At 67.4% G+C, this 19,989-nt stretch carries 14 protein-coding genes and 2 pseudogenes; 10 read left to right on the plus strand and 6 right to left on the minus strand.

Going from position 1 to position 19,989, the window contains the following annotated elements; genetic code table 11:
- Positions 1-50: 50 nt before the first annotated feature.
- Complete coding sequence (locus G6N41_RS19750) at positions 51-722, plus strand: adenylate/guanylate cyclase domain-containing protein (RefSeq protein WP_231608610.1); 672 nt, start codon at positions 51-53, stop codon at positions 720-722.
- An 86-nt stretch (positions 723-808) separates the two neighbouring features.
- Here the strand turns inward: G6N41_RS19750 and G6N41_RS19755 are convergent, their stop codons facing one another.
- Positions 809-1,705 carry an oxygenase MpaB family protein gene (locus tag G6N41_RS19755; protein WP_198965442.1) on the minus strand — a complete coding sequence of 299 codons (897 nt, stop codon included), beginning with the start codon at positions 1,703-1,705 and terminating at the stop codon, positions 809-811.
- Positions 1,702-2,529 carry an SDR family oxidoreductase gene (locus tag G6N41_RS19760; RefSeq protein WP_198965443.1) on the minus strand — a complete coding sequence of 276 codons (828 nt, stop codon included), beginning with the start codon at positions 2,527-2,529 and terminating at the stop codon, positions 1,702-1,704. Before G6N41_RS19760 ends, G6N41_RS19755 begins: the two co-directional genes overlap by 4 nt.
- A 161-nt stretch (positions 2,530-2,690) precedes the next feature.
- Here G6N41_RS19760 and G6N41_RS19765 point away from each other — a divergent pair, with 161 nt between their 5' ends.
- On the plus strand, positions 2,691-4,232 hold the full coding sequence (locus tag G6N41_RS19765) for a molybdopterin-dependent oxidoreductase (RefSeq protein ID WP_198965444.1): 1,542 nt from the start codon (positions 2,691-2,693) through the stop codon (positions 4,230-4,232).
- Between the two features lie 3 nt (positions 4,233-4,235).
- Here the strand turns inward: G6N41_RS19765 and G6N41_RS19770 are convergent, their stop codons facing one another.
- Positions 4,236-4,436 (minus strand): hypothetical protein, encoded by a 201-nt coding sequence (locus tag G6N41_RS19770; RefSeq protein ID WP_015355697.1) that lies wholly within the window; start codon positions 4,434-4,436, stop codon positions 4,236-4,238.
- 53 nt (positions 4,437-4,489) lie between these two features.
- Here G6N41_RS19770 and cobN point away from each other — a divergent pair, with 53 nt between their 5' ends.
- The 4 genes from cobN to G6N41_RS19790 all read left to right on the plus strand — a co-directional run bounded on the left by cobN (position 4,490) and on the right by G6N41_RS19790 (position 11,169).
- Complete coding sequence (cobN, locus tag G6N41_RS19775) at positions 4,490-8,062, plus strand: cobaltochelatase subunit CobN (RefSeq protein ID WP_198965445.1); 3,573 nt, start codon at positions 4,490-4,492, stop codon at positions 8,060-8,062.
- Positions 8,063-8,167: 105 nt separating this feature from the next.
- Positions 8,168-8,557, plus strand: a complete 390-nt coding sequence (locus G6N41_RS19780; protein ID WP_198965446.1) for a PPOX class F420-dependent oxidoreductase — start codon at positions 8,168-8,170, stop codon at positions 8,555-8,557.
- A 10-nt stretch (positions 8,558-8,567) separates the two neighbouring features.
- The gene (locus G6N41_RS19785; protein WP_198965447.1) at positions 8,568-9,446 is read left to right on the plus strand and encodes a type 1 glutamine amidotransferase domain-containing protein; all 879 of its coding nucleotides are present in this window, start codon (positions 8,568-8,570) and stop codon (positions 9,444-9,446) included.
- A gap of 40 nt (positions 9,447-9,486) precedes the next feature.
- The gene (locus tag G6N41_RS19790) at positions 9,487-11,169 is read left to right on the plus strand and encodes a threonine/serine exporter family protein (protein ID WP_198967935.1); all 1,683 of its coding nucleotides are present in this window, start codon (positions 9,487-9,489) and stop codon (positions 11,167-11,169) included.
- Positions 11,170-11,191: 22 nt separating this feature from the next.
- Here the strand turns inward: G6N41_RS19790 and G6N41_RS19795 are convergent, their stop codons facing one another.
- Both G6N41_RS19795 and G6N41_RS19800 read right to left on the minus strand, forming a co-directional pair.
- Positions 11,192-12,817: a DUF389 domain-containing protein gene (locus tag G6N41_RS19795; protein ID WP_198965448.1), complete on the minus strand. Its 1,626-nt coding sequence runs from the start codon at positions 12,815-12,817 to the stop codon at positions 11,192-11,194.
- 217 nt (positions 12,818-13,034) lie between these two features.
- Positions 13,035-13,745: a dienelactone hydrolase family protein gene (locus tag G6N41_RS19800; RefSeq protein WP_198965449.1), complete on the minus strand. Its 711-nt coding sequence runs from the start codon at positions 13,743-13,745 to the stop codon at positions 13,035-13,037.
- A 72-nt stretch (positions 13,746-13,817) separates the two neighbouring features.
- On the opposite strand from G6N41_RS19800, the pseudogene G6N41_RS19805 reads away from it, so the two are divergent.
- The 3 genes and pseudogenes from G6N41_RS19805 to lnt all read left to right on the plus strand — a co-directional run.
- Positions 13,818-14,324, plus strand: a pseudogene (locus G6N41_RS19805) (FxsA family protein); the annotation flags it as partial.
- Between the two features lie 156 nt (positions 14,325-14,480).
- Positions 14,481-16,085, plus strand: a complete 1,605-nt coding sequence (locus G6N41_RS19810) for an amidohydrolase (protein WP_198965451.1) — start codon at positions 14,481-14,483, stop codon at positions 16,083-16,085.
- Positions 16,078-19,006, plus strand: a pseudogene (gene lnt, locus G6N41_RS19815) (apolipoprotein N-acyltransferase). Before G6N41_RS19810 ends, lnt begins: the two are co-directional and overlap by 8 nt.
- 20 nt (positions 19,007-19,026) lie before the next feature.
- Here lnt and rbpA read toward each other — a convergent pair.
- The gene (gene rbpA, locus G6N41_RS19825) at positions 19,027-19,362 is read right to left on the minus strand and encodes an RNA polymerase-binding protein RbpA (RefSeq protein WP_198965453.1); all 336 of its coding nucleotides are present in this window, start codon (positions 19,360-19,362) and stop codon (positions 19,027-19,029) included.
- Positions 19,363-19,518: 156 nt separating this feature from the next.
- On the opposite strand from rbpA, the gene G6N41_RS19830 reads away from it, so the two are divergent.
- The gene (locus G6N41_RS19830; protein WP_081651020.1) at positions 19,519-19,878 is read left to right on the plus strand and encodes a hypothetical protein; all 360 of its coding nucleotides are present in this window, start codon (positions 19,519-19,521) and stop codon (positions 19,876-19,878) included.
- The last annotated feature ends 111 nt before the right edge of the window (positions 19,879-19,989 follow it).

Below are 19,989 nucleotides of genomic sequence, written 5' to 3' on the forward strand. Positions count from 1 at the left end.
AGCAACCCAACCGCGCCGCTGGGGCGCTCGACGAGCTGCTGGACCGCGCCGTGCTGGCCCTCAACCGGGGCGACCGTGGTTGGGCTGATGCCCTCGCGCAGCAGGTGCTGGCGGTCGAACGAGGAAACATCGAGGCCCAGGGCGTGCTGGCGGCGGCCCCGGGCGACGGGGGCAAGATCCGGCGCTTGACGATCGTGTTCGCCGACCTGGTCGACTCCACGGTGCTGTCGACCCGGCTAGATCCCGAACCGTATCGGCTACTGGTGGGCGGCTACCGCGATCTGGTCCAGCGAATCGTGGACCGCCATGACGGGCGCATCGCCTCGACCAAGGGGGATGGGCTGCTGGTGGTTTTCGGGCATCGGGCGGGGCAGCACAACGACGCGCACCGTGCCGTGCGGGCGAGCTTGGAGATCACCCGAGAGGTCAGCAAGCTCAGCGACTACGCGCAACGCCGATTCGGCGTGGGCATCGCCGTGCGCGCCGGGGTGCATCGCGGGCTGGTGTATTCCGACATCACTCGAGACGACGTTTACGGGCTGGCCGCCAACGTTGCTACCCGGGTGTCCGGCCAGGCGCCGCCGGGCGCCGCGGTGGTCTCGCACACCGTTGCGGCCCTGGTGCGTGACCATTTCGACTTGGAGGGGTGCGCAGCTGTGGCCATGGCGGAAATCGATGCGCCGATCACCCACTTTCGAGTGCTGGGGGAGCGGACCGGGTAAATCGGGAACGGCGGGGCCCAGATCGGCAACTAGCGGTTGTCGCGGGTGGTCGGTCCCGGCGAAGCACGGTGCTGCGCTGCCCCCGGCTAGAACCGGCGTGGAATGCGGCCCAGCTCACGAAGCCAGCTCCGGCGCGCGGTGTCATGCCACTTCAGCGACGCGGGCACGGTGCGCCAACCTTGTTTGATGGTGGTCCGCAACGCGCGATAGCTTGCCTCGTCGACGCCGGACCACCCAATCCCGAAGCGCTCCCGCACAACCGGAGGCAGACCGCCAAAGATGACCAGGCGCATCGGCGTTGCCAGCGCGGTGCGAACCGGCATCGTGGGCAGCAGGGCGTCCATGATCGGGCGCAGCAGCGGAGTGCTCGGATAATCCGGCGAGGTGCTCATGTCGGGGATCGCCGTGCGCTGGATGAACTCGATCAGAAAATCCGAAGCAGCGTTGGGCTGCAGCACTTCGGTGCAGTAGCGCTCGTATTCACGGTTGAAATCAGCAAACGTCGGGGGCAGCACCGAGTCGGTCATGCCGTATCGCCGGTACCATTCGCAGCCCTCGAGGTAGAGACGTTCGCGTTCGCGTTCGGTCAATCGGTGGACATCCCAGTGCTCGGCGAGCCGGTGCACCATCATCTGGAAGGTGGCGTGTGCCCACCAGTACGTCTCGGGTATGAGTGCGTGGTAGCGCTGCCCGTCGGGCAGTTGGCCCTTGATGTCGCGGTGGAAGTCGCGCACCCTGATCCCGGTCGCGTCCGCGTCGGGTCCGTCGTAGATGGTGCCGAGAATGCCGGGCAGTGAACGGAATACCCGGTCGACCGGATCGTCGAAAAAGTTCGAGTGGTCGATGAGCCCTTGGCCGATCGCGGGATGCATCGTCTGGATCAGCCCCGCCGTACCGCCCTCGAAAGCGATTCGCATGTCGCCCGCCCAGCGCCAGAGCAGCGACTGCGGCCCCAGGTCGACGCGAGTGTTCACCGGGGTCACGAAATGCCGGTCCGCCGGGTGTAGACGTCGTGCTGGTCGCGTCGCAGATCGGTGGTGAAAACGCGCCCGGACCCCAGCGCGCGGCCAAGCGCCTCCGCCAGGCCCAACGGCATCAGACGCTGCGCCCACAGCGTCACACCCAGCGAACGGGGCACGGCCACATGGGGTTCCGGCTTCGCAATCACGCCGACGACCGCCCGCGCGACGTCTTCTGGCTCGGCATTCTTGAAGCCCTTCGCATGTCCGACACCGGCGACCATTTCGGTATTGGTCAGCGTCGGCATGATCACCGAAAAATGGACTCCCTTGCCGCGGTTTTCCATTCGGACCGCGTCGGTGTAGCCGAGCACGGCATGCTTGGTGGCGCAGTAGGTTGCGATGCCTTCGGTGGGCAGCATGCTGCCCACCGAGCCGATGTTGATGACGTGTCCGCGGCGTCGGGGCAGCATCCGCTGCGTGGCCAATTTGGTGCCGAGGATGACGCCGTGGACGTTCACGTCGAACAGGCGGTGAGTGGCATCGTCGGGCTCATCGACCGCGCTGCCCACCGAGATCAAACCGGCGTTGTTCACCAGGACATCCAGTGGCCCCAACTTGTCCTCGACGGTGTCGAGGAAGGCGGTGAACGACTGCCGGTTTGTCACATCCAATCCGCAGGCCAGCAGCAGCCCGAGCCGATCGCCGGATGATTTGGCCGTGGACTCATCGATGTCGCCGATGGCGACTTTGGTGCCCAAGCCGTGTAGCGCCGTGGCGATAGCCAGACCGATTCCGCGAGCCCCACCGGTGATGGCGACGACTTTTCCGGCAACCGAAGATGTCATCGCTACACGGTACGACTTGGCGACTGTCCCCAGGAACCCACATCAACGGAGGGATCCGCATCGGCGCCGCCAGTGGCCGACGCAACGTGCCGAATGCGCTGGTTTGCTTGTGCGGCGGAACTCTTGCGCTGGCAGCGAGCGGCGCGAGTAGAGTCGCTGGGATGGTGGGGCCCTCGGCGAACGAGCGGATGCTTGCCGGGGTTGCCGCTGCGTCCGTCGCGCTCGGTGTCGCCCAGGTGGTCAGCATCCCGTTTGGGACGCGCGCCGACGCACGCACGGCGGTCGGCTCTGCGGTCATCGATATCACCCCGGGGCCGATCAAAGAGTGGGCGATCCAGGCCCTCGGTCAACTGGACAAACCCTTCCTGGCCATCGTGGTGCTCGTAGTGATCGCGACATTGGCGGCGCTGGCCGGGACCCTCGAGACCCAGCGCCGCCCGCTCGGCAGCGCCGTGATCGCCGCGGCGGGTGTTCTCGGCTGCGCCGCCGTGCTGTCGCGCCAGGGTGGGACCCTCCTGGACACGATTCCCACCATCGCCGGCGCCGCCTGCGGTGTGCTGCTGCTGCGCGTGCTGATGCGCCGGTTCTGGCCCGACGCAGAGGATCCGAACGGCAGCGGCGACCAGTCGGATGCCGGCAGGCGCAGGTTGATCATGTTGGGCTTGCTGGGATTCGGAGTCGTAACCGGGGTGACGGGTGCGGTGCTCGCGCGCCTGGCGCATTCGGTGGCGGCCGACCGCAAGGCCTTCACCCTTCCCCAGCCAGGAACAACGGCGCCGCCAATACCGGCCGATGTGCAACCGAAAGGTGTTGCGCTCCCGGACTTCATCACACCTAGCGCCGACTTCTACCGGATCGACACCGCACTTGTTGTGCCGCAACTCAGCCGCGGTGACTGGCGGCTGCGCATTCACGGCATGGTGGACCGCGAAATCAGCTACACGTTCGACGACCTCACCCAATTCGACGTGGTCGAAACGGTGGCCACACTGACCTGCGTATCCAATCCCGTTGGTGGAAACCTCATTTCAACGGGCATCTGGACGGGATACCGGGTCGCGGATCTGTTGTCGGCCGCAGGTGTGCACAAAGACGCCGATATGGTGCTCTCGACTTCAATCGACGGGTTCACCGCCGGTACTCCGGTGCAGGCCCTCACCGACGGCCGTGAAGCGCTGCTGGCGCTGGGCCTCAACGGCCAGCCCCTGCCGGTCGAGCATGGCTACCCCGCCCGCCTGGTGGTGCCCGGACTTTACGGCTACGTGTCGGCAACCAAATGGGTGGTCGAGCTGGAGCTGACCCGGTTCGACAGGGCCAAGGCGTACTGGACGCGGCAGGGCTGGGCGGCGCGGGCGCCGATCAAGACCGAGTCGCGGATCGATGTGCCGAAAAGAGGTCAGAAGGTGCCGGTGGGGCCCGTGGTGTTCGGCGGTGTCGCATGGGCGCAGAATCGTGGCGTGCGGGCCGTGGAGGTCCGTATCGGGGACGGCGGGTGGCAGCGCGCTGAACTGGGCGCGAGTTATTCCAATGCGACGTGGCGGTTGTGGAGTTTGCCTTGGCAGGCCAAAAGCCCCGGGACTCACACCATTACTGTGCGGGCCATCGACAACACCGGGGCGGTGCAAACCGAAGATCGGGCCGATCCGGTTCCCGATGGCGCTACCGGCTGGCATACGGTGACCTTCACCGTGGTGGACAAGTGAGGTCTATTTAGACGACATCCTGCGCCAACTGATCACCGCGATCACTATGCCGACCAGCGCAGTGATCGGCCCGATGACAGACCAGGTGGTGGTGTTGCTCATCGGGCTACCGCCGAGCACTCCGAATCCCTGCAGCGCCCAGATCGACCCGAATAGCGCGATGATCAGCCCGACCGCGAAGGTAACGACGAAACCCCTGCTCATATGGGAACCCTACCCGATTCGTCGCCATGAGGGCGCTGCGGTACGAATGACTGGTGGCTGAGCCGACCATCCTGCTGTTGTCGACGTCGGATACCGACCTGATCTGTGCCCGATCCAGCGGCAGGGCCTATCGGTGGGCCAACCCGGCACGGCTGTCCGAGCTGGAGCTGGCGGACCTGCTAACCGACGCCGCGATCGTGGTGGTGCGGATTCTCGGCGGCTACCGGGCCTGGGAAGACGGCATCGAGGCCGTGTTGGCCGCCGGCGTCCCCGCGGTCATGGTCAGCGGCGAGCAGGCCGCCGACGCGGAGTTGATGGACCGCTCCTCGGTCCCGGCGGGTATCGCGCTGCAGGCGCACATCTACCTGGCGCAGGGGGGCGTGGACAACTTGCGCCAGTTGCACTCGTTCCTTTGCGACACCGTGCTGATGACGGGCGTTGGTTTCGGCCCGCCGGTTTCCATCCCGTCCTGGGGGGTGCTGCGGCGACCGGATGCCGGCAGCACCGGTCCCACCATTGCCGTGCTGTACTACCGCGCGCAACACCTGGCCGGCAACACCGCCTATGTGGAGGCGTTGTGCGGGGCGATCGAGGCCGCGGGCGGACGTGCGCTTCCGGTGTACTGCGCCTCGTTGCGCACCGCCGAGCCGGAGCTGCTGACAACGCTGAGTAGTGCCGATGCCATGGTGGTCACCGTGCTGGCCGCCGGTGGGGTCAAGCCGGCAACCGCATCCGCCGGCGGCGATGACGACAGCTGGAACGTGGAACACCTCGCGGCCCTGGATATTCCGATCCTTCAGGGGCTGTGCCTGACCAGCCCGCGGGCGCAATGGTGCGCCAACGACGACGGACTGTCCCCGCTCGACGTCGCGACTCAGGTCGCGGTACCGGAGTTCGACGGCCGCATCATCACAGTTCCGTTCTCGTTCAAGGAGATCGACGACGACGGCCTGATCGCCTATGTCGCCGATCCGGAGCGCTGCGACCGGGTCGCGGGCCTGGCGCTGCGGCACGCGCGACTGCGCGGCGTTGACCCCGCCGACAAACGGGTCGCGTTGGTGTTCTCGGCTTACCCGACCAAGCATGCGCGCATCGGCAACGCGGTCGGCTTGGACACCCCAGCCAGCGCGGTGGCGCTGCTGCGAGCCATGGGCGAACGTGGCTACCAGGTGGGCGAGCTACCCGGTGTCGAAGCGGCCGATGGCGACGCGCTGATCCACGCGCTGATCGAGCGCGGCGGCCAGGATCCGGACTGGCTCACCGAAGGTCAGCTTTCCGGTAACCCGATCCGGGTATCCGCCAAGGACTATCGGCGCTGGTTTGGCACGCTCCCATCCGAGCTGACCGATGCGGTGACCCAGCATTGGGGTCCGCCCCCGGGGGAGCTGTTCGTCGACCGCAGCAATGATCCGGATGGCGAAATCGTCATCGCCGCGATGCAGTCGGGCAACCTGGTGTTGATGGTGCAGCCGCCACGCGGCTTCGGGGAAAACCCGGTGGCGATCTACCACGACCCGGACCTGCCGCCGAGTCATCACTATCTGGCCGCCTACCACTGGCTGGATGCGGGCTTCGGGGCTCATGCGGTGGTGCACCTGGGCAAGCACGGCAATCTGGAATGGTTGCCGGGCAAGACGCTGGGCATGTCGGCGGCGTGTGGATCCGATGCCGCGCTGGGCAATCTGCCGTTGATCTATCCGTTCCTGGTCAACGACCCCGGTGAGGGGACCCAGGCAAAACGGCGGGCACACGCGGTTCTGGTCGATCACCTCATCCCGCCGATGGCCCGCGCCGAAACCTACGGTGACATCGCCCGGCTGGAGCAGTTGCTCGATGAGCACGCCAACGTCGCGGCGCTGGACCCGGCCAAGCTGCCGGCCATCCGTCAGCAGATCTGGACGCTGATCCGGGCCGCCAAGATGGACCACGACCTAGGGCTGACCGAGCGCCCGGAAGAGGACTGCTTCGATGACATGCTGCTGCATGTCGATGGTTGGCTCTGCGAGATCAAGGATGTCCAGATCCGCGACGGCCTGCACATCCTCGGGCAAAAGCCAACGGGGGAGACCGAACTCGATCTAGTGCTGGCCATTCTGCGGGCCCGCCAGCTGTTCGCCGGTGCGCAGGCGCTACCCGGTTTGCGCCAGGCACTCGGCCTGGCCGAGGACGGCACCGACGAGCGTGCGGCAGTGGACCGGATCGAGGCGGCCGCCCGTGGTCTGGTGGCCGCGCTGCAGGCCGCGGACTGGGATTGCGCTGCCGTCGAACAGATCACCGACAATCCCGAGGTGGCGGCGGTGCTGCGGTTCGCCGCTACCGAAGTGGTGCCGCGGCTGGCCGGGACGGAAGCCGAGATCGACCAGGTGCTACGGGCCCTGGACGGGCACTTCATTGCCGCGGGTCCGTCGGGGTCGCCGTTGCGCGGTCTGGTCAACGTCTTGCCGACCGGACGTAACTTCTACTCGGTGGACCCCAAGGCCGTACCATCCCGGCTAGCCTGGGAAGCCGGTGCGGCGCTAGCGGATTCACTGTTGACTCGATACCGCAATGACCACGGGCGGTGGCCGCAGTCGGTGGGGCTGTCGGTGTGGGGCACTTCGGCGATGCGCACCGCTGGTGACGACATCGCCGAAGTGCTCGCGCTGCTGGGCGTTCGGCCGGTGTGGGATGAGGCGTCCCGGCGCGTGGTGGACCTGACTCCCATTGCACTGGCCGAGCTGGGCCGGCCGCGCATCGACGTGACGGTCCGGATCTCCGGGTTCTTCCGCGACGCGTTCCCGCACGTGGTGACGATGCTCGACGATGCCGTGCGGCTGGTGGCCGAACTCGATGAGCCGGCCGGAGACAATTACGTACGCGCGCACGCCCAGGCCGACCTGGCTCAGCACGGCGACCAACGGCGAGCCACCACAAGGATTTTCGGCTCCAAACCGGGAACCTATGGCGCCGGGCTGTTGCAGCTGATCGACAGCCGCAACTGGCGCGACGACGCCGACCTGGCTCAGGTGTACACCGCCTGGGGCGGATTCGCGTACGGACGCGACCTGGAGGGCCGCGAAGCGGTCGACGACATGAACCGCCAATACCGGCGCATCGCCGTGGCCGCCAAGAACACCGACACCCGAGAACATGACATCGCCGATTCCGACGATTACTTCCAGTATCACGGCGGCATGGTGGCCACCGTGCGTGCCCTGACCGGCCAAGCGCCGGCCGCCTACATCGGCGACAACACTCGCCCCGACGCGATCCGCACCCGAACACTGTCGGAGGAGACCACCCGGGTGTTCCGGGCGCGGGTGGTCAATCCCCGCTGGATGGCCGCCATGCGCCGGCATGGCTACAAGGGCGCCTTCGAGATGGCGGCGACCGTCGATTACCTGTTCGGCTACGACGCGACCGCCGGGGTGATGGCCGACTGGATGTATGAGCAGCTCACCGAGCGCTATGTGCTGGACCCGGAGAACCGCAAGTTCATGACGGAGTCCAACCCCTGGGCGCTGCACGGCATGGCCGAGCGACTGCTGGAGGCGGCCGGGCGCGGGATGTGGGCTCAGCCGCAGCCCGAGACGCTCGACGGTCTGCGCCAGGCGCTACTGGAAACCGAGGGTGATCTGGAGGGGTAGCCCCCCCGGCGCGAGCAGACACAGAATCGCACTCGGACAGCCCTCCGAGCGCGATTCTGTGTCTGCTCGCGAGCTAGGGGAACCGGCCCGCGGTAGGTTGACAGCGTGACACCCACGTTCGCTGACCTGGCCAAGGCGCAATACATCCTGCTCACCACCTTCACCAAGGACGGCCGGCCCAAGCCGGTGCCGGTCTGGGCCGCTTTGGACGGTGACCAAGGTGACCGCCTGCTGGTGATCACCGAGGGAAAGTCGTGGAAGGTCAAGCGGATCCGCAACACACCGCGGGTCACGCTGGCCATCTGCGACATGCGCGGTCGCCCGAAGAGCGAGGCCGTCGAAGGCACCGCCGCCATCCTGGACAAGTCGCAAACGGCGGCCGTGTACGACGCGATCGGCAAGCGCTACGGCATCGCGGGCAAGGTCTTCAACCTATTCAGCAAACTGCGCGGCGGCATGGACAACAACGTCGGACTCGAGCTCAGGGTGGCCTAGGGCCGACCGCATGGGCACCGTCCTGATTCCGATCCCGGACCGTGATTTCGACCCCACTGAGGTTGCGGTCAGCTGGCGCGTGCTGACCCAAGACGGCCATCGGGTCATTTTTGCCACCGAAAGCGGTGCTGCGGGGATCGCCGACGACATCATGGTGAGCGGCCGAGGTTTGGACATCTGGTCGGCGCTTCCCATCTTGGGTTCCGTCTCGCTCATCGGTCGGATGCTTCGAGCCAACAAAGACGGTCGCCGCTGCTATGAACTGATGCGGCAGTCGGTCGAGTTCCAGCACCCCCTCAGCTGGGCACAAGCCACTCTGGCCGGGGTCGACGCACTGCTGCTTCCGGGCGGGCACCGGGCCCGCGGAATGCGCAGCTACATCGACAGCCAGACACTGCAGGGGCTGGTGGTAGAGGCCTTTGCGGGTGGGCTGATCGTGGCCGCGATCTGTCATGGCGTCTTGCTCGCCGCTCGCAGCATCGATCCGGCTACCGGCAGATCGGTGCTCTACGGGCGCCGGACGACCTCACTGACCTGGGCGTTGGAGCGGCGGGCCTGGCAGCTCACCCGCCGCACCCGCCGCTGGGATCCCGATTACTACCGCACCTATACCGAGGAGCCGGGCCAGGCCCGCGGATACATGTCGGTGCAGGCGGAAGTCACCCGCGCGCTTGAAGATCCCACCGAATTCTGTGATGTTGCTCGCACTGCCCCGCACCGGCGGCTCAAGACTTCCGGCATGGTGCGTGACACCGCGACCGACTCGCGGCCGGCGTTTGTGGTCGACGACGGCGGCTACGTGTCAGCGCGCTGGCCAGGTGATACGCACACGTTTGCGCAGGTGTTATCGCGGAAATTGAGCTCGCCGCACCCCGATGCGGGGTCTTGACCTGCGCTAGCGCGGCGGACTCGAGCTACGGACGGCCACCATAGGCGGGCTGGCCCCGCTGACGGTCGTGGCGGTTGTGTTCGCGGTCCGAGGTTCACCCTCAAAAATCAGTATCCTGCCTGGGGTGCAGGATCGATTGGATGGCGTGGCCGGCTCGCGGCGCGGGCTGCGGATCGCGCTGCGCGGGCGGCGCGACCCGGTGCCTGTCGCCGGACAGCGCAGCCGGACCTCGAGCGGTATGGGTGATCAGCACGTCCGCAAGGTTTTGGACCTCACCATTCGACTAGCCGAGGTGATGTTGTCCTCCGGCTCGGGTACCGCCGACGTCGTCGCCACCGCCAACGACGTGGCTCAGGCGTATCAGATCACCGACTGCGTCGTCGACATCACGGTCACCACGATCATCGTGTCGGCCCTGCCGACCGCGGAGAGTGCGCCGGTCACCATCGTGCGCTCGGTGCGGACCCGCTCCACCAACTTCACCCGGCTGGCCGAACTGGACCGGCTGGTCCAGGAGATCACTGCCGGTGGGGTCACCGTCGACGAGGCACACGAAGCCATGGACGAGTTGACCCAACGGCCGCATCCATACCCGCGCTGGCTGGAGACCGTCTGCTGGGCGGGCTTTTCCCTCGGCATCGCCATGATGCTGGGAGCCAACTGGCGGACCTGCGCCATCGCCGCGCTGACCGCCGCGACGATCGATCGACTGGGCCGGGTGCTGAACCGGATCGGGACCCCGTACTTCTTCCAGCGGGTGACCGGAGCGGCCGTCGCGACCTTGGTCGCGGTGGCGGCCTATCTGTTCACCGGTGAGGGGCTGGCGGCCCTGGTGGCCACCGGGATCGTGATGCTGCTATCCGGATTGACGCTGGTCGGTGCGATGCAGGACGCGATAACCGGCTACATGGTCACCGCGGTTGCCCGGATCGGCGAGGCATTGTTCCTGACGTCGGGAATCGTCGTCGGCATCCTTGCCGGCCTGCAGATCGCCAAGACCGCGGGCGTCGAGATCGAGCTGCGTGTCCATGGGAGTGGCGGGTTCGTCGTTCCGCAGGGGCCGCTGCCGATCCTGCTCACGGTGCTCGGAGCCATGCTGGCCGGGGCATGCCTGACCGTGGCGAGTTACGCGCCGCTGCGGTCGGCCGTCACCGCCGGGTTCGCGGCCGGACTCGCCGACCTGGTCTTGATCGGTCTTGGCACAGCCGGTTTCGGTCAGGTGATCGCCACCGGGATCGCTGCGGTCGGGGTCGGTTTTCTGGCGACCCTGATCTCCATTCGCCGTCAAGCCCTCGCGCTGGTGACCGCCACAGCGGGCATCGTGCCGATGCTGCCCGGTCTGGCGGTTTTCCGCGCTGTCTTCTACTTCGCTGCCGACTCGCATTTCGATGAGGCGCAAAGCCAGTTGTTGTCGGCGGCGGCGACCGCGCTCGCCTTGGGCAGTGGGGTAGTGCTGGGTGAGTTCGTCGGCTCACCACTGAGGTATCGCGCCGGACGGATCCGTCATTTGTTGCGGATCGAGGGTCCGCCCGGACTACGTCGGGCCGTCGGCCGAGTGGTGCGCCTGGAACCGACCAAGAACGCGCAGTCGACCAACACCCGAGGCCAACAATCGCGAAGTGTCGCGCTCGAGCCGGCGTCGACCGACCACTCCGACGCCGCCGAGGACAACGACCGAACCGGGGGGCACGGCGGTCACGGTGGTCACCGGGACGAGTCCTAGCCGTCCTAGCCGGCCGTCTCGGTCAGCGCGTCGAGGCGGACACCTTTGCGGGCGTCGGATCGGGCTCTGGCGCCGGAGCCGGCGTGGGTTCGGGGGTGGGCGTGGCGACGACCAGCACGCCGCCGGAAATCCATTGGATGGTGATGGTGGACTGCGGCAGGGCGGTCTGCAGGTCGGCTTCCAACGAGTCGACTTCCGGTTGGGTTTGGCCGATCAGGGTGATGGTGATGGCGCTGGCGGTGCCATTGGTGCTCAACACCGCGACGTCCGGTCTCTTGGCGGCCCAGGCGGTCGCGGTTGCGCGCGCGGTATCCAGCGCGGCCTGAGTGCCATCGGACTTGGCTGGGCCTGAGGTGCGAGTCCAGGCCAGGCTGATCGGGATGCGGTAGTTGAACCGCGAGTCGATCAGCGACGTCAGCTCCTCGGCCCGTTTCGGTGGAAATGGCCCGGCGGTGGAAACCACCAGCGTCCCCGACTCGTAGCTGAGCCCTTGCAGGGTCAACGACTGAGCACCCAGCCAGCTTCGGATCACCGGGCCCAGTTCGTTCAGCGGTGGCTGGGGTGTGTCCGGGCGACTGTGCTCGGGATCGCGCACCGGAATCCAGCTCAACTCCACGGTGACTGGGTGCCCCAGGGCACGGCTGAGACTGGCGGCCACGGTCTGCACCGTTGGGGGCGAGGTGGGGCTGGTGATGTCGGCTCGGACCGTGCTGCCCGTGGCGGTGATGTGGCTGAGCACGCTGCCCGGACTGAGCATGTCGGTCAGCGTTTGGGTGACGATCTCGAGATCACGGGCATGGCCGGTAAGCGCGATGAACCGCGGGGTGAGGATCGTGGCAACCGCCACGGCGCTGACCGCCGCCAAACCCAGCGACGCAACGATCTGGCGGCGGTGGGTGCGGAACTTGCGGAGCGGGACCAGTCCGCTCAGCAGGAAGACCACCGCCGCCATCACCACGATGCCGACGAGGTTCGTCGAAAACAGGATGACGGCACCGCGGGCCAACTGTGGCTGTCCGCGCCCGAGCAGGACACCGGCCGCGCCCAGCGGGGGAACGACCGCGACGGCGACCGCGACGCCCGGCAGGGCCGCAGAGATCTTCTTGTGCACCGTGGCCAGCGCTCCGACCGCGCCGGCACCCATCGCGACCAGAAGGTCGCGGATGTCCGGGCTGGAGCGGGCGACAACCTCGCTGGGCAGACCGGTGCCGGTCGCGGGCAGCAACGTGGCGGTGATCCATCCGACCCCGACGGCAACCATGGCCGATACCGCTACCAGCGCCAGTCCACGCAGCAGCCGGTGTCCCCATCCCATGATCAGGCAGGCGGCTATCCCCATGATCGGGGCCATCAAGGGGGCGATCATCATCGCACCGATGACGACGGCCGCGGAATTCTGTAGCAGGCCGATCGAGGCGACCATGCTGGACAGGAACATCAGGGCCGCGAAGCGCCACAGCGCCCCGCCCGACAGCGTCACCATCAGCGTGTCCATGATCGAGCGACGGTCCTCGACCGGCAATAGCTTTGGTCGCCAGGGAACCGCCCTGCCCTTGGGGTCGGTTGTGGCCCGGTCATCGGACTCGCCCATGGCGCTGCGGCCGGGAATTTCGGTCAGCATCGGTTTGGGGGGCAGCTCCACCGTCATCAGTCGGGTCGCCTATCGCGGTCGGGGTGCGGATCTCACTCTGCACCAGCCACTTTGCTGGCGGTGATCGTCTGTTGAGGGACGAAACATACCGGCAGTGTGACAATTTGCCGGGTTTTCGGGCAGCGACACGCCGCGGCGTTTGCCGTAATGCAACCTCGCGCTGGCGATTTCGCACCGACGCCCGCGGGCCGAACGCCAACCGCTCTGGCGGTGCTCAGCCCCGCGAAGTCCCGGCGGCCAGGTGCTCGCCGAAGAACGCGAAGACCCGGCCCCACGCGTCTTCGGTCGCGGCTTCGTTGTAGCCGAAGCCGGTGATGTGCAGCAGCGGTTGTCGGGGAAGCTTGTTGGCGAAGCTGTGCCCGGCACCCGGATAGCCCTTGATGTCGGCGGGGATCTGTTTGGCCTGGGTCACTTCGCGTAACCGGCTGGGTGCGCCCAGGCCCAGCGGGTCGCGGTTGCCAAAGCTCGCCACGATCGGACACGCCCCGTCGAGCGTCTCGCTGAGGTGGCGCGGCAGCGGGGTGCCATAAAACGGTGCCGATGCGCCAAAGCCTTTGGGTGACAGGATCAAGGCGAATTGACCGCCCATACAGAAGCCCGCGATGCCGACCTGGCCGGAGCATTCGGCCATGGCCAATAGGTGGTCGCGGGCGGCCAAGATGTCATCGAGCGCGCGGCCCCGCTTGGTCAAGAGCTCGCGGAAGACGCGGGTAATGCAACGAGCGCGGCCGCCGCGCGCATACATGTTGGGAGTCAGCGCCAGGTAGCCTGCCGCAGCGATGCGCTCGGAAATCGCCTCGTTGTCGGGGGCATAACCGATCGCGTCGTGGACCACGACTACCCCCGGCCACGGACCCTCTCCGGTGGGAACGCCCAGCAGTGCGTCGATTGGTCCGGCGGGGGTGTCGATATCAATCGTCGTCATAGCGTCATCTAACTGCAGCCGTGTTGCGACCGTACGCGGAATTCGGGCGCAGTTCCCATACGTTGGCGTCACATGGTAGGTCGGCTAATTCTCATCTACGCCGTTGTCGAGCTCATGGCACTGATTGGGCTTACGGCAGCGATCGGGTTCGCCTGGGCAGTTCTGGTGCTGTTGGCCAGCTTCGTCCTGGGGTTGGTGCTCTGGGCCCCAATGGGCGGCTGGCAGCTGAGCCGTCAGCTCGGGCAGTTGCGCTCCGGCCTGCAGGAACCGCGAAGCGTGCTCAGCGACGGCGCGCTGGTTGCCGTGGCCACCGGGCTGGTGCTGGTTCCCGGACTGGTCACCACCGTGTTCGGGTTGTTGCTGCTGGCCCCGCCGATCCGGGCCGCAGCCCGTCCCGGCCTGACCGCTATCGCGGTGCGAGGTTTGCTGCGACGGGTGCCGCTGACCGGCGCCGCGGCGGCGAGCATGGCTGATGCGTTCAACCGCCGCAACGCCCGTGAGCAGCGCGACTTCATCGACGGCGAGGTTATCGACGTCATCGATGGTGAGCCGCCGACCTTGCCGCGGGCGGTGGTCGAGGTCGACGAATTGGACGAATTCGATGATTTCGATGGTTTCGATCGATTCAACGGCTTCACTCGCTTCGACAGTTTCGGAAACGTGCGTAGCTCGACGCGCCACCGCTCGGCGCCGGGTGCCAGGTAGCTGGCCGGCCCGCCCACGTAGTTTTGCGGTGTGACGCGGATTTCCACCAAGCTGCTGGTCAAGGGCCGGGTTTACAGCCCGACGCATCCTGACGCCACCGCCATGGCGGTGCGCGGCGATACCGTTGCCTGGCTGGGCAGCGACGACGTCGGCCGCAACCAGTTCCCCGATGCGCAGGTAGAGGATCTCGACGGCGGATTGGTTGCGCCGGGGTTCGTGGACAGCCACATCCACCTGACCGCGACCGGTCTGACGATCAGTGGGCTGGACCTGCGGCCCGCGAGCTCACTGGCGGAGTGCCTGCAGTTGGCTGCCGACCACGCCGCGGCGCACCCGGGCCAGCCGCTGTGGGGCCATGGCTGGGATGAGTCGGCATGGCCGCAGCACATCGCCCCCAGCACCGCTCAACTCGACGCGGTGCTCGGTGAGCGGCCCGCATACCTGGCTCGAGTCGACGTCCATTCCGCGCTGGCCTCCTCGGGCCTGCGCCGGCTGGTCCCGCAGCTGTCGGAGGCCGCCGGGTTCACCGAGCAGGGGCCCCTGACCGGCGAAGCCCACCACCTGGTCCGCGCCCGCGCCCGCGATCTGCTGACCCAACCACAGCTTGCCGAGGCGCGGACCGCGGCGCTGGGGTCGCTGGCGGCCGCCGGCATCGTCGCGGTGCATGAGTGCGGCGGCCCCGAAATCGGTGGCCTCGACGACTGGCTGCAGCTCTCCGCCCTGCCGCACGGTGTCGAGGTGATCGGCTACTGGGGTGAGGCGGTCACCACTGCCGCCCAGGCGCGCACGCTGATGGCCGAAACGGGCGCGCGCGGCCTGGCCGGTGATCTCTTCGTGGACGGGGCGCTCGGGTCGCGCACCGCCTGGCTGCATGAGCCCTATGCCGATCAGCCCGGCTGCGTCGGAACCTGCCACCTCGACGGGCCAGCGGTGGAAGCACACGCGCGAGCCTGCACCGAGGCGGAAGTGACCGCAGGATTTCACGTCATCGGTGATGCCGCCGTCGCGACAGTGGTCGACGCGTTCGAGCGGGTCGTGGCCGACCTCGGGGTGGTCTCCGTGGCTCGTTGCGGCCACCGCTTGGAACACGCCGAGATGGTCACCGCTGAACAAGCGGCGAAGCTGGGCGCGTGGGGCATCATCGCCAGCGTGCAGCCAAACTTTGACGCGCTGTGGGGAGGCGCTAGGGGCATGTACGCCCGGCGCCTTGGTCCGAAGCGAGCTCGCCTGCTCAATCCGCTTGCGCTGTTAGCATCCCAAGGCGTGCCCCTCGCGTTTGGTTCCGACGCACCCGTCACCGGGTTTGACCCCTGGGCGAGCGTGCGTGCGGCGGTCAACCACCACACCGCGGGCAGCGCGGTGTCAGCGCGGGCGGCGTTCGCGGCAGCAACGCGCGGCGGCTGGCGGGCCGCGGGCGTGCGGGACGGAAAGACCGGAACCCTGGTTCCCGGGGCGCCCGCTTCGTACGCCGTGTGGGACGCCGGCGCTCTGACCGTGAGCGCACCCCGCGATGCCGTCCAGCGTTGGTCTACCGACCCGCGGTCGCGCGTGCCCGCGCTGCCGCGGCTGGATCCGGCGGATCCGCTGCCGCGGTGTCGTCAAACCGTGCATCGAGGTGCGGTCATTTATGGCTAGGGACTGGCTCGGTCGCGAAAGGCTGCCTGTGGATGCTCAAGAGGACAATCCGGAGGTTGTGCAACCTGAGCCCGGCGTTGACCAAACAGGTCAGCTAGGCGATGGACGACAGCCCGACGCCGATACCGCTGACCCGGGCGATGACGCCGCGATCGCCGACGATCTCGCCGACGAGCAGGACGAGGCGCAGGACGAGGTGCAGGATTCCGAGACCGAGGCCGAGACCACGCAGGTGAGCGCCGGGCCGAGCGCTGCCGTTCGGCTCGGAACTGCCGCGCGCCAAGGGCTGGTGGCATTTGGCGCCGGAGCGGCGGCTCGACTGCCCGGCCTGTGGGCCGCAACTCGCCCGCGGCTGGTGCGGTTGGTGGTGTCGCTTGTCGCCGGATTCCTGATGTATGCCAGCTTCCCGCCCACCAAATGGTGGTGGGCTGCCATCGTCTCGGTGGCGCTGCTGACCTGGGTGCTGATGCACCCAGCCACCACCCCTGTCGGTGGGCTGGGCTATGGATTCGTGTTCGGGTTGGCCTGTTTCGTGCCGCTGCTGCCGTGGATCGGGACGTTGGTGGGGCCGGTGCCCTGGCTGGTGCTGGCCACCACCTCGGCGCTGTTCCCGGGTTTGTTCGGCCTGTCGGCGGTCGTGGTGCGCCGATTGCCGGGCTGGCCGATCTGGTTCGCGGTGCTGTGGGGCGCACAAGAATGGCTGAAGTCGATCGTTCCGTTCGGCGGTTTCCCCTGGGGATCGGTGTCGTTCGGCCAGGTTGACGGGCCGCTGCTGCCGTTGGCGCAGCTCGGCGGTGTGCCGCTGCTGTCCACCGGGATAGTGCTGGTGGGCTCCAGCTTTGCCGCTATCGCCCTGGAGATCGAGAAGTGGTGGCGCACCGGCAGCCCGGCCGCTCCGCAGGCCGACCCCGAGCCGGCCAAGCCCCCCGCGGTCCTGCTGCCGGGTATCACCGTCTGTCTGGTGTTGTTCGCCGCGGTCATTGTGTGGCCGCAGGTGCGCCACGCCGGTGCGGGATCCGGCGGAGAACCCACCATCACCGTCGCGGTGGTCCAGGGCAACGTGCCCCGGCTGGGTCTGGACTTCAATGCGCAGCGTCGCGCGGTCCTGGACAACCACGTCCGCGAGACACTCGAGCTGGCCGAGGACGTCCGAGCCGGCCTAGCTCCGCAGCCGCAGTTCGTCATCTGGCCGGAGGACTCTTCGGATATCGATCCACTCATCAACCCCGACGCTGCGCAGCAGATCTCGAAGGCCGCCGTGGCGATCGGAGCGCCGATCCTGGTCGGAACGGTGCTCGACGCGCCCGGCAGCAGCCAGAAGAACCCGGAGAACGCGGAGTACACCAACACCGTGCTGGTCTGGAATCCCACCACCGGACCGGGCGACCGCCACGACAAGGAAATCGTGCAGCCATTCGGCGAATATCTGCCCATGCCGTGGCTGTTCCGGCATCTTTCCGGGTATGCCGACCGGGCCGGGCACTTCGTACCCCGGCCGGGTTCGGATGTGGTGAACATCGCAGGCGTACCGGTGGGCGTGTCGACCTGTTGGGAAGTGATCTTTGACAGGGCTCCGCGAAAGGCCGTCCGAAACGGGGCCCAACTGCTGGCCGTGCCCAGCAACAACGCCACGTTCAACAAGACGATGAGCGAGCAGCAGTTGGCCTTTGCGAAGGTGAGGGCCGTCGAACACGACCGATATGTGGTGGTCGCCGGCACCACCGGAATCAGCGCGGTGATAGCGCCAGACGGCCGCGAGCTGGTTCGGACCGATTTCTTCGAGCCCGCGTATCTGGACATACAGGTCCGTCTCAAGACCAGACTCACCCCGGCAACACGCTGGGCTCCGATCCTGCAATGGCTGATGGTAGGGGCGGCTGGCGTGCTGATTCTGGTCGCGATGCGGCACAATGGGTGGTTCCCGCGTCCGACGCGTCGGCGGTCCGGGCCCGCGGGCGAAGCTGATCAGTCCGATGCGCCCCAGGACGAAGCTGACGACTCGGGCGCGGCGTCCCGGAACGAATCCGAGGACGACCTGCAGACAGCAACCGGCACCCCGCCTGAGGCGGGCGGCCACCACTCAACCTGATTTCGGGCGACATATAAGGAGCTACATGACCACCGGCCAACCTGCGCCGCAGAGCCCGGGACCTCGTCCCAGCGAGCGCACCCTGGTGATCATTCCCACCTACAACGAGCGGGAGAACCTCCCCCTGATCCATCGGCGGGTGGTCGACGCGTGCCCGCACGTACACGTGCTGATCGTCGATGACAACAGCCCCGACGGCACCGGGCGGCTTGCCGACGAGCTGGTCGCCGCCGATCCCGATCGCATTCATGTCCTGCATCGCACGGCCAAGAACGGCCTGGGTGCTGCCTACCTGGAAGGGTTCGCCTGGGGCTTGAGCCGGGGGTACTCGGTGCTGGTCGAGATGGACGCCGACGGCAGCCACGCGCCCGAACAGCTACACCGCCTGCTGGACGCCGTCGACGCCGGTGCGGACCTGTCCATCGGTTCGCGCTATGTCCCCGGGGGCACGGTACGAAACTGGCCGTGGCGGCGCCTGGCCTTGTCCAAGACGGCCAACACCTATTCGCGGCTCGCGCTCGGCATTGGGGTGCATGACATCACCGCCGGCTACCGCGCCTACCGCCGTGAGGTGCTGGAGAAGATCGACCTCGCCAGCGTCGACTCCAAGGGCTACTGCTTCCAGATCGAGATGACCTGGCGCAGCGTGAACAGCGGCTTCGTCGTCGTCGAGGTTCCCATTACCTTCACCGAACGCGAGATCGGTGTATCGAAGATGAGCGGGTCCAACATCCGCGAGGCGCTGTTCAAAGTCACCCGGTGGGGCGTCAAGGGCAGGTTCGCGGGTTCTGAGGGTGGGGGCGACCGAGCCCACACCCACGACCACAGCTAGCCGGCGGTCCGGCCGCGGCATCAGCCGCGGCGACGCGACCGGATCAGGTCAACACGTTCCTTGAGCAGCTCTTCGAGCTCTTCGACCGAGCGACGCTCGAGCAGCATGTCCCAGTGCGTGCGCGGCGGCTTGACCTTCTTCGGCTCCGGCAGATCACCCTCGATCAGGGTGCCTTCCATGCCGTTCTTGCACAGCCAGGTGCCGGGAATCTCGGCATCGTCGGCGAACGGCACCTGGAACTCTTCGCCGTTCTCGGTGCGGTACCGAGCAATCTGACGCGGGGCGAGGTCGTGGTTGCGGTCGGTTTCGTAACTTACGGCCCCCAATCGACTGCCTCTAAGGACACGATCAGCCATCGCCGCTACTCCTCCGGATCATCGAGCTGGTGGGCTCCGTACTGGTGATTCTTTCCGATTGCCAAACGTCGCGACCGGCTACATAGTTCCCGGGCGCACGACGCGACCATTAATGATACCGAGTGCGTCGAGCGGGGCCGACTAAAGTCGGCAGGCGTGAGTCGTCGTCCTCGCCCTCAACCATGCCGCTGGTGCGGCCGTGACGTCACCGACGCGGGTATGGGCCGTCGTCGTCAGTACTGCCGGCAGTCATGCCGGCAGCGGGCCTACGAGCAACGGGCCATGATGACCCGGGGCGATGCGGGGGCCGCATTGGCGCTGCCGGCCGATGCCGTGGTGTTGTCGGCGGACGAGGCGGCCGACCTGTCGGATCGCGTTTACCAGGTGCGATGCGCAGCCGAGGACGTCGCCACCGCGCTTGACGAGGGAGCCGGCGTCGACGAGCTGCGTGAGTTGTGCGACGAGCTGCTGCGGGCCGCCAGGGCCGCCGACGGCTGGCGCCGAGTGGGTGTCTGACCGTTTGGCCTCGGCGCGCCGGGTAAAGTCGCGCCATGGACGGCGGGCCTGGTGTACGCAGGGGTATACGGGACCACAGTGCAACGGAAATCCAGCCCACGGGTTATCCGG

Source organism: Mycobacterium shottsii, assembly GCF_010728525.1.
Lineage (GTDB): Bacteria > Actinomycetota > Actinomycetes > Mycobacteriales > Mycobacteriaceae > Mycobacterium > Mycobacterium marinum.

Bases quoted from the DNA above. Each gene is read 5' to 3' on its own strand.
- G6N41_RS19785 (WP_198965447.1), top strand. From the start codon at position 8,568: ATGGGCACCGTCCTGATTCCGATCCCGGACCGTGATTTCGACCCCACT.
- G6N41_RS19760 (WP_198965443.1), bottom strand. From the start codon at position 2,529: ATGACATCTTCGGTTGCCGGAAAAGTCGTCGCCATCACCGGTGGGGCT.
- G6N41_RS19770 (WP_015355697.1), bottom strand. From the start codon at position 4,436: ATGAGCAGGGGTTTCGTCGTTACCTTCGCGGTCGGGCTGATCATCGCG.
- rbpA (WP_198965453.1), bottom strand. From the start codon at position 19,362: ATGGCTGATCGTGTCCTTAGAGGCAGTCGATTGGGGGCCGTAAGTTAC.
- G6N41_RS19765 (WP_198965444.1), top strand. From the start codon at position 2,691: ATGGTGGGGCCCTCGGCGAACGAGCGGATGCTTGCCGGGGTTGCCGCT.
- G6N41_RS19795 (WP_198965448.1), bottom strand. From the start codon at position 12,817: ATGACGGTGGAGCTGCCCCCCAAACCGATGCTGACCGAAATTCCCGGC.
- G6N41_RS19800 (WP_198965449.1), bottom strand. From the start codon at position 13,745: ATGACGACGATTGATATCGACACCCCCGCCGGACCAATCGACGCACTG.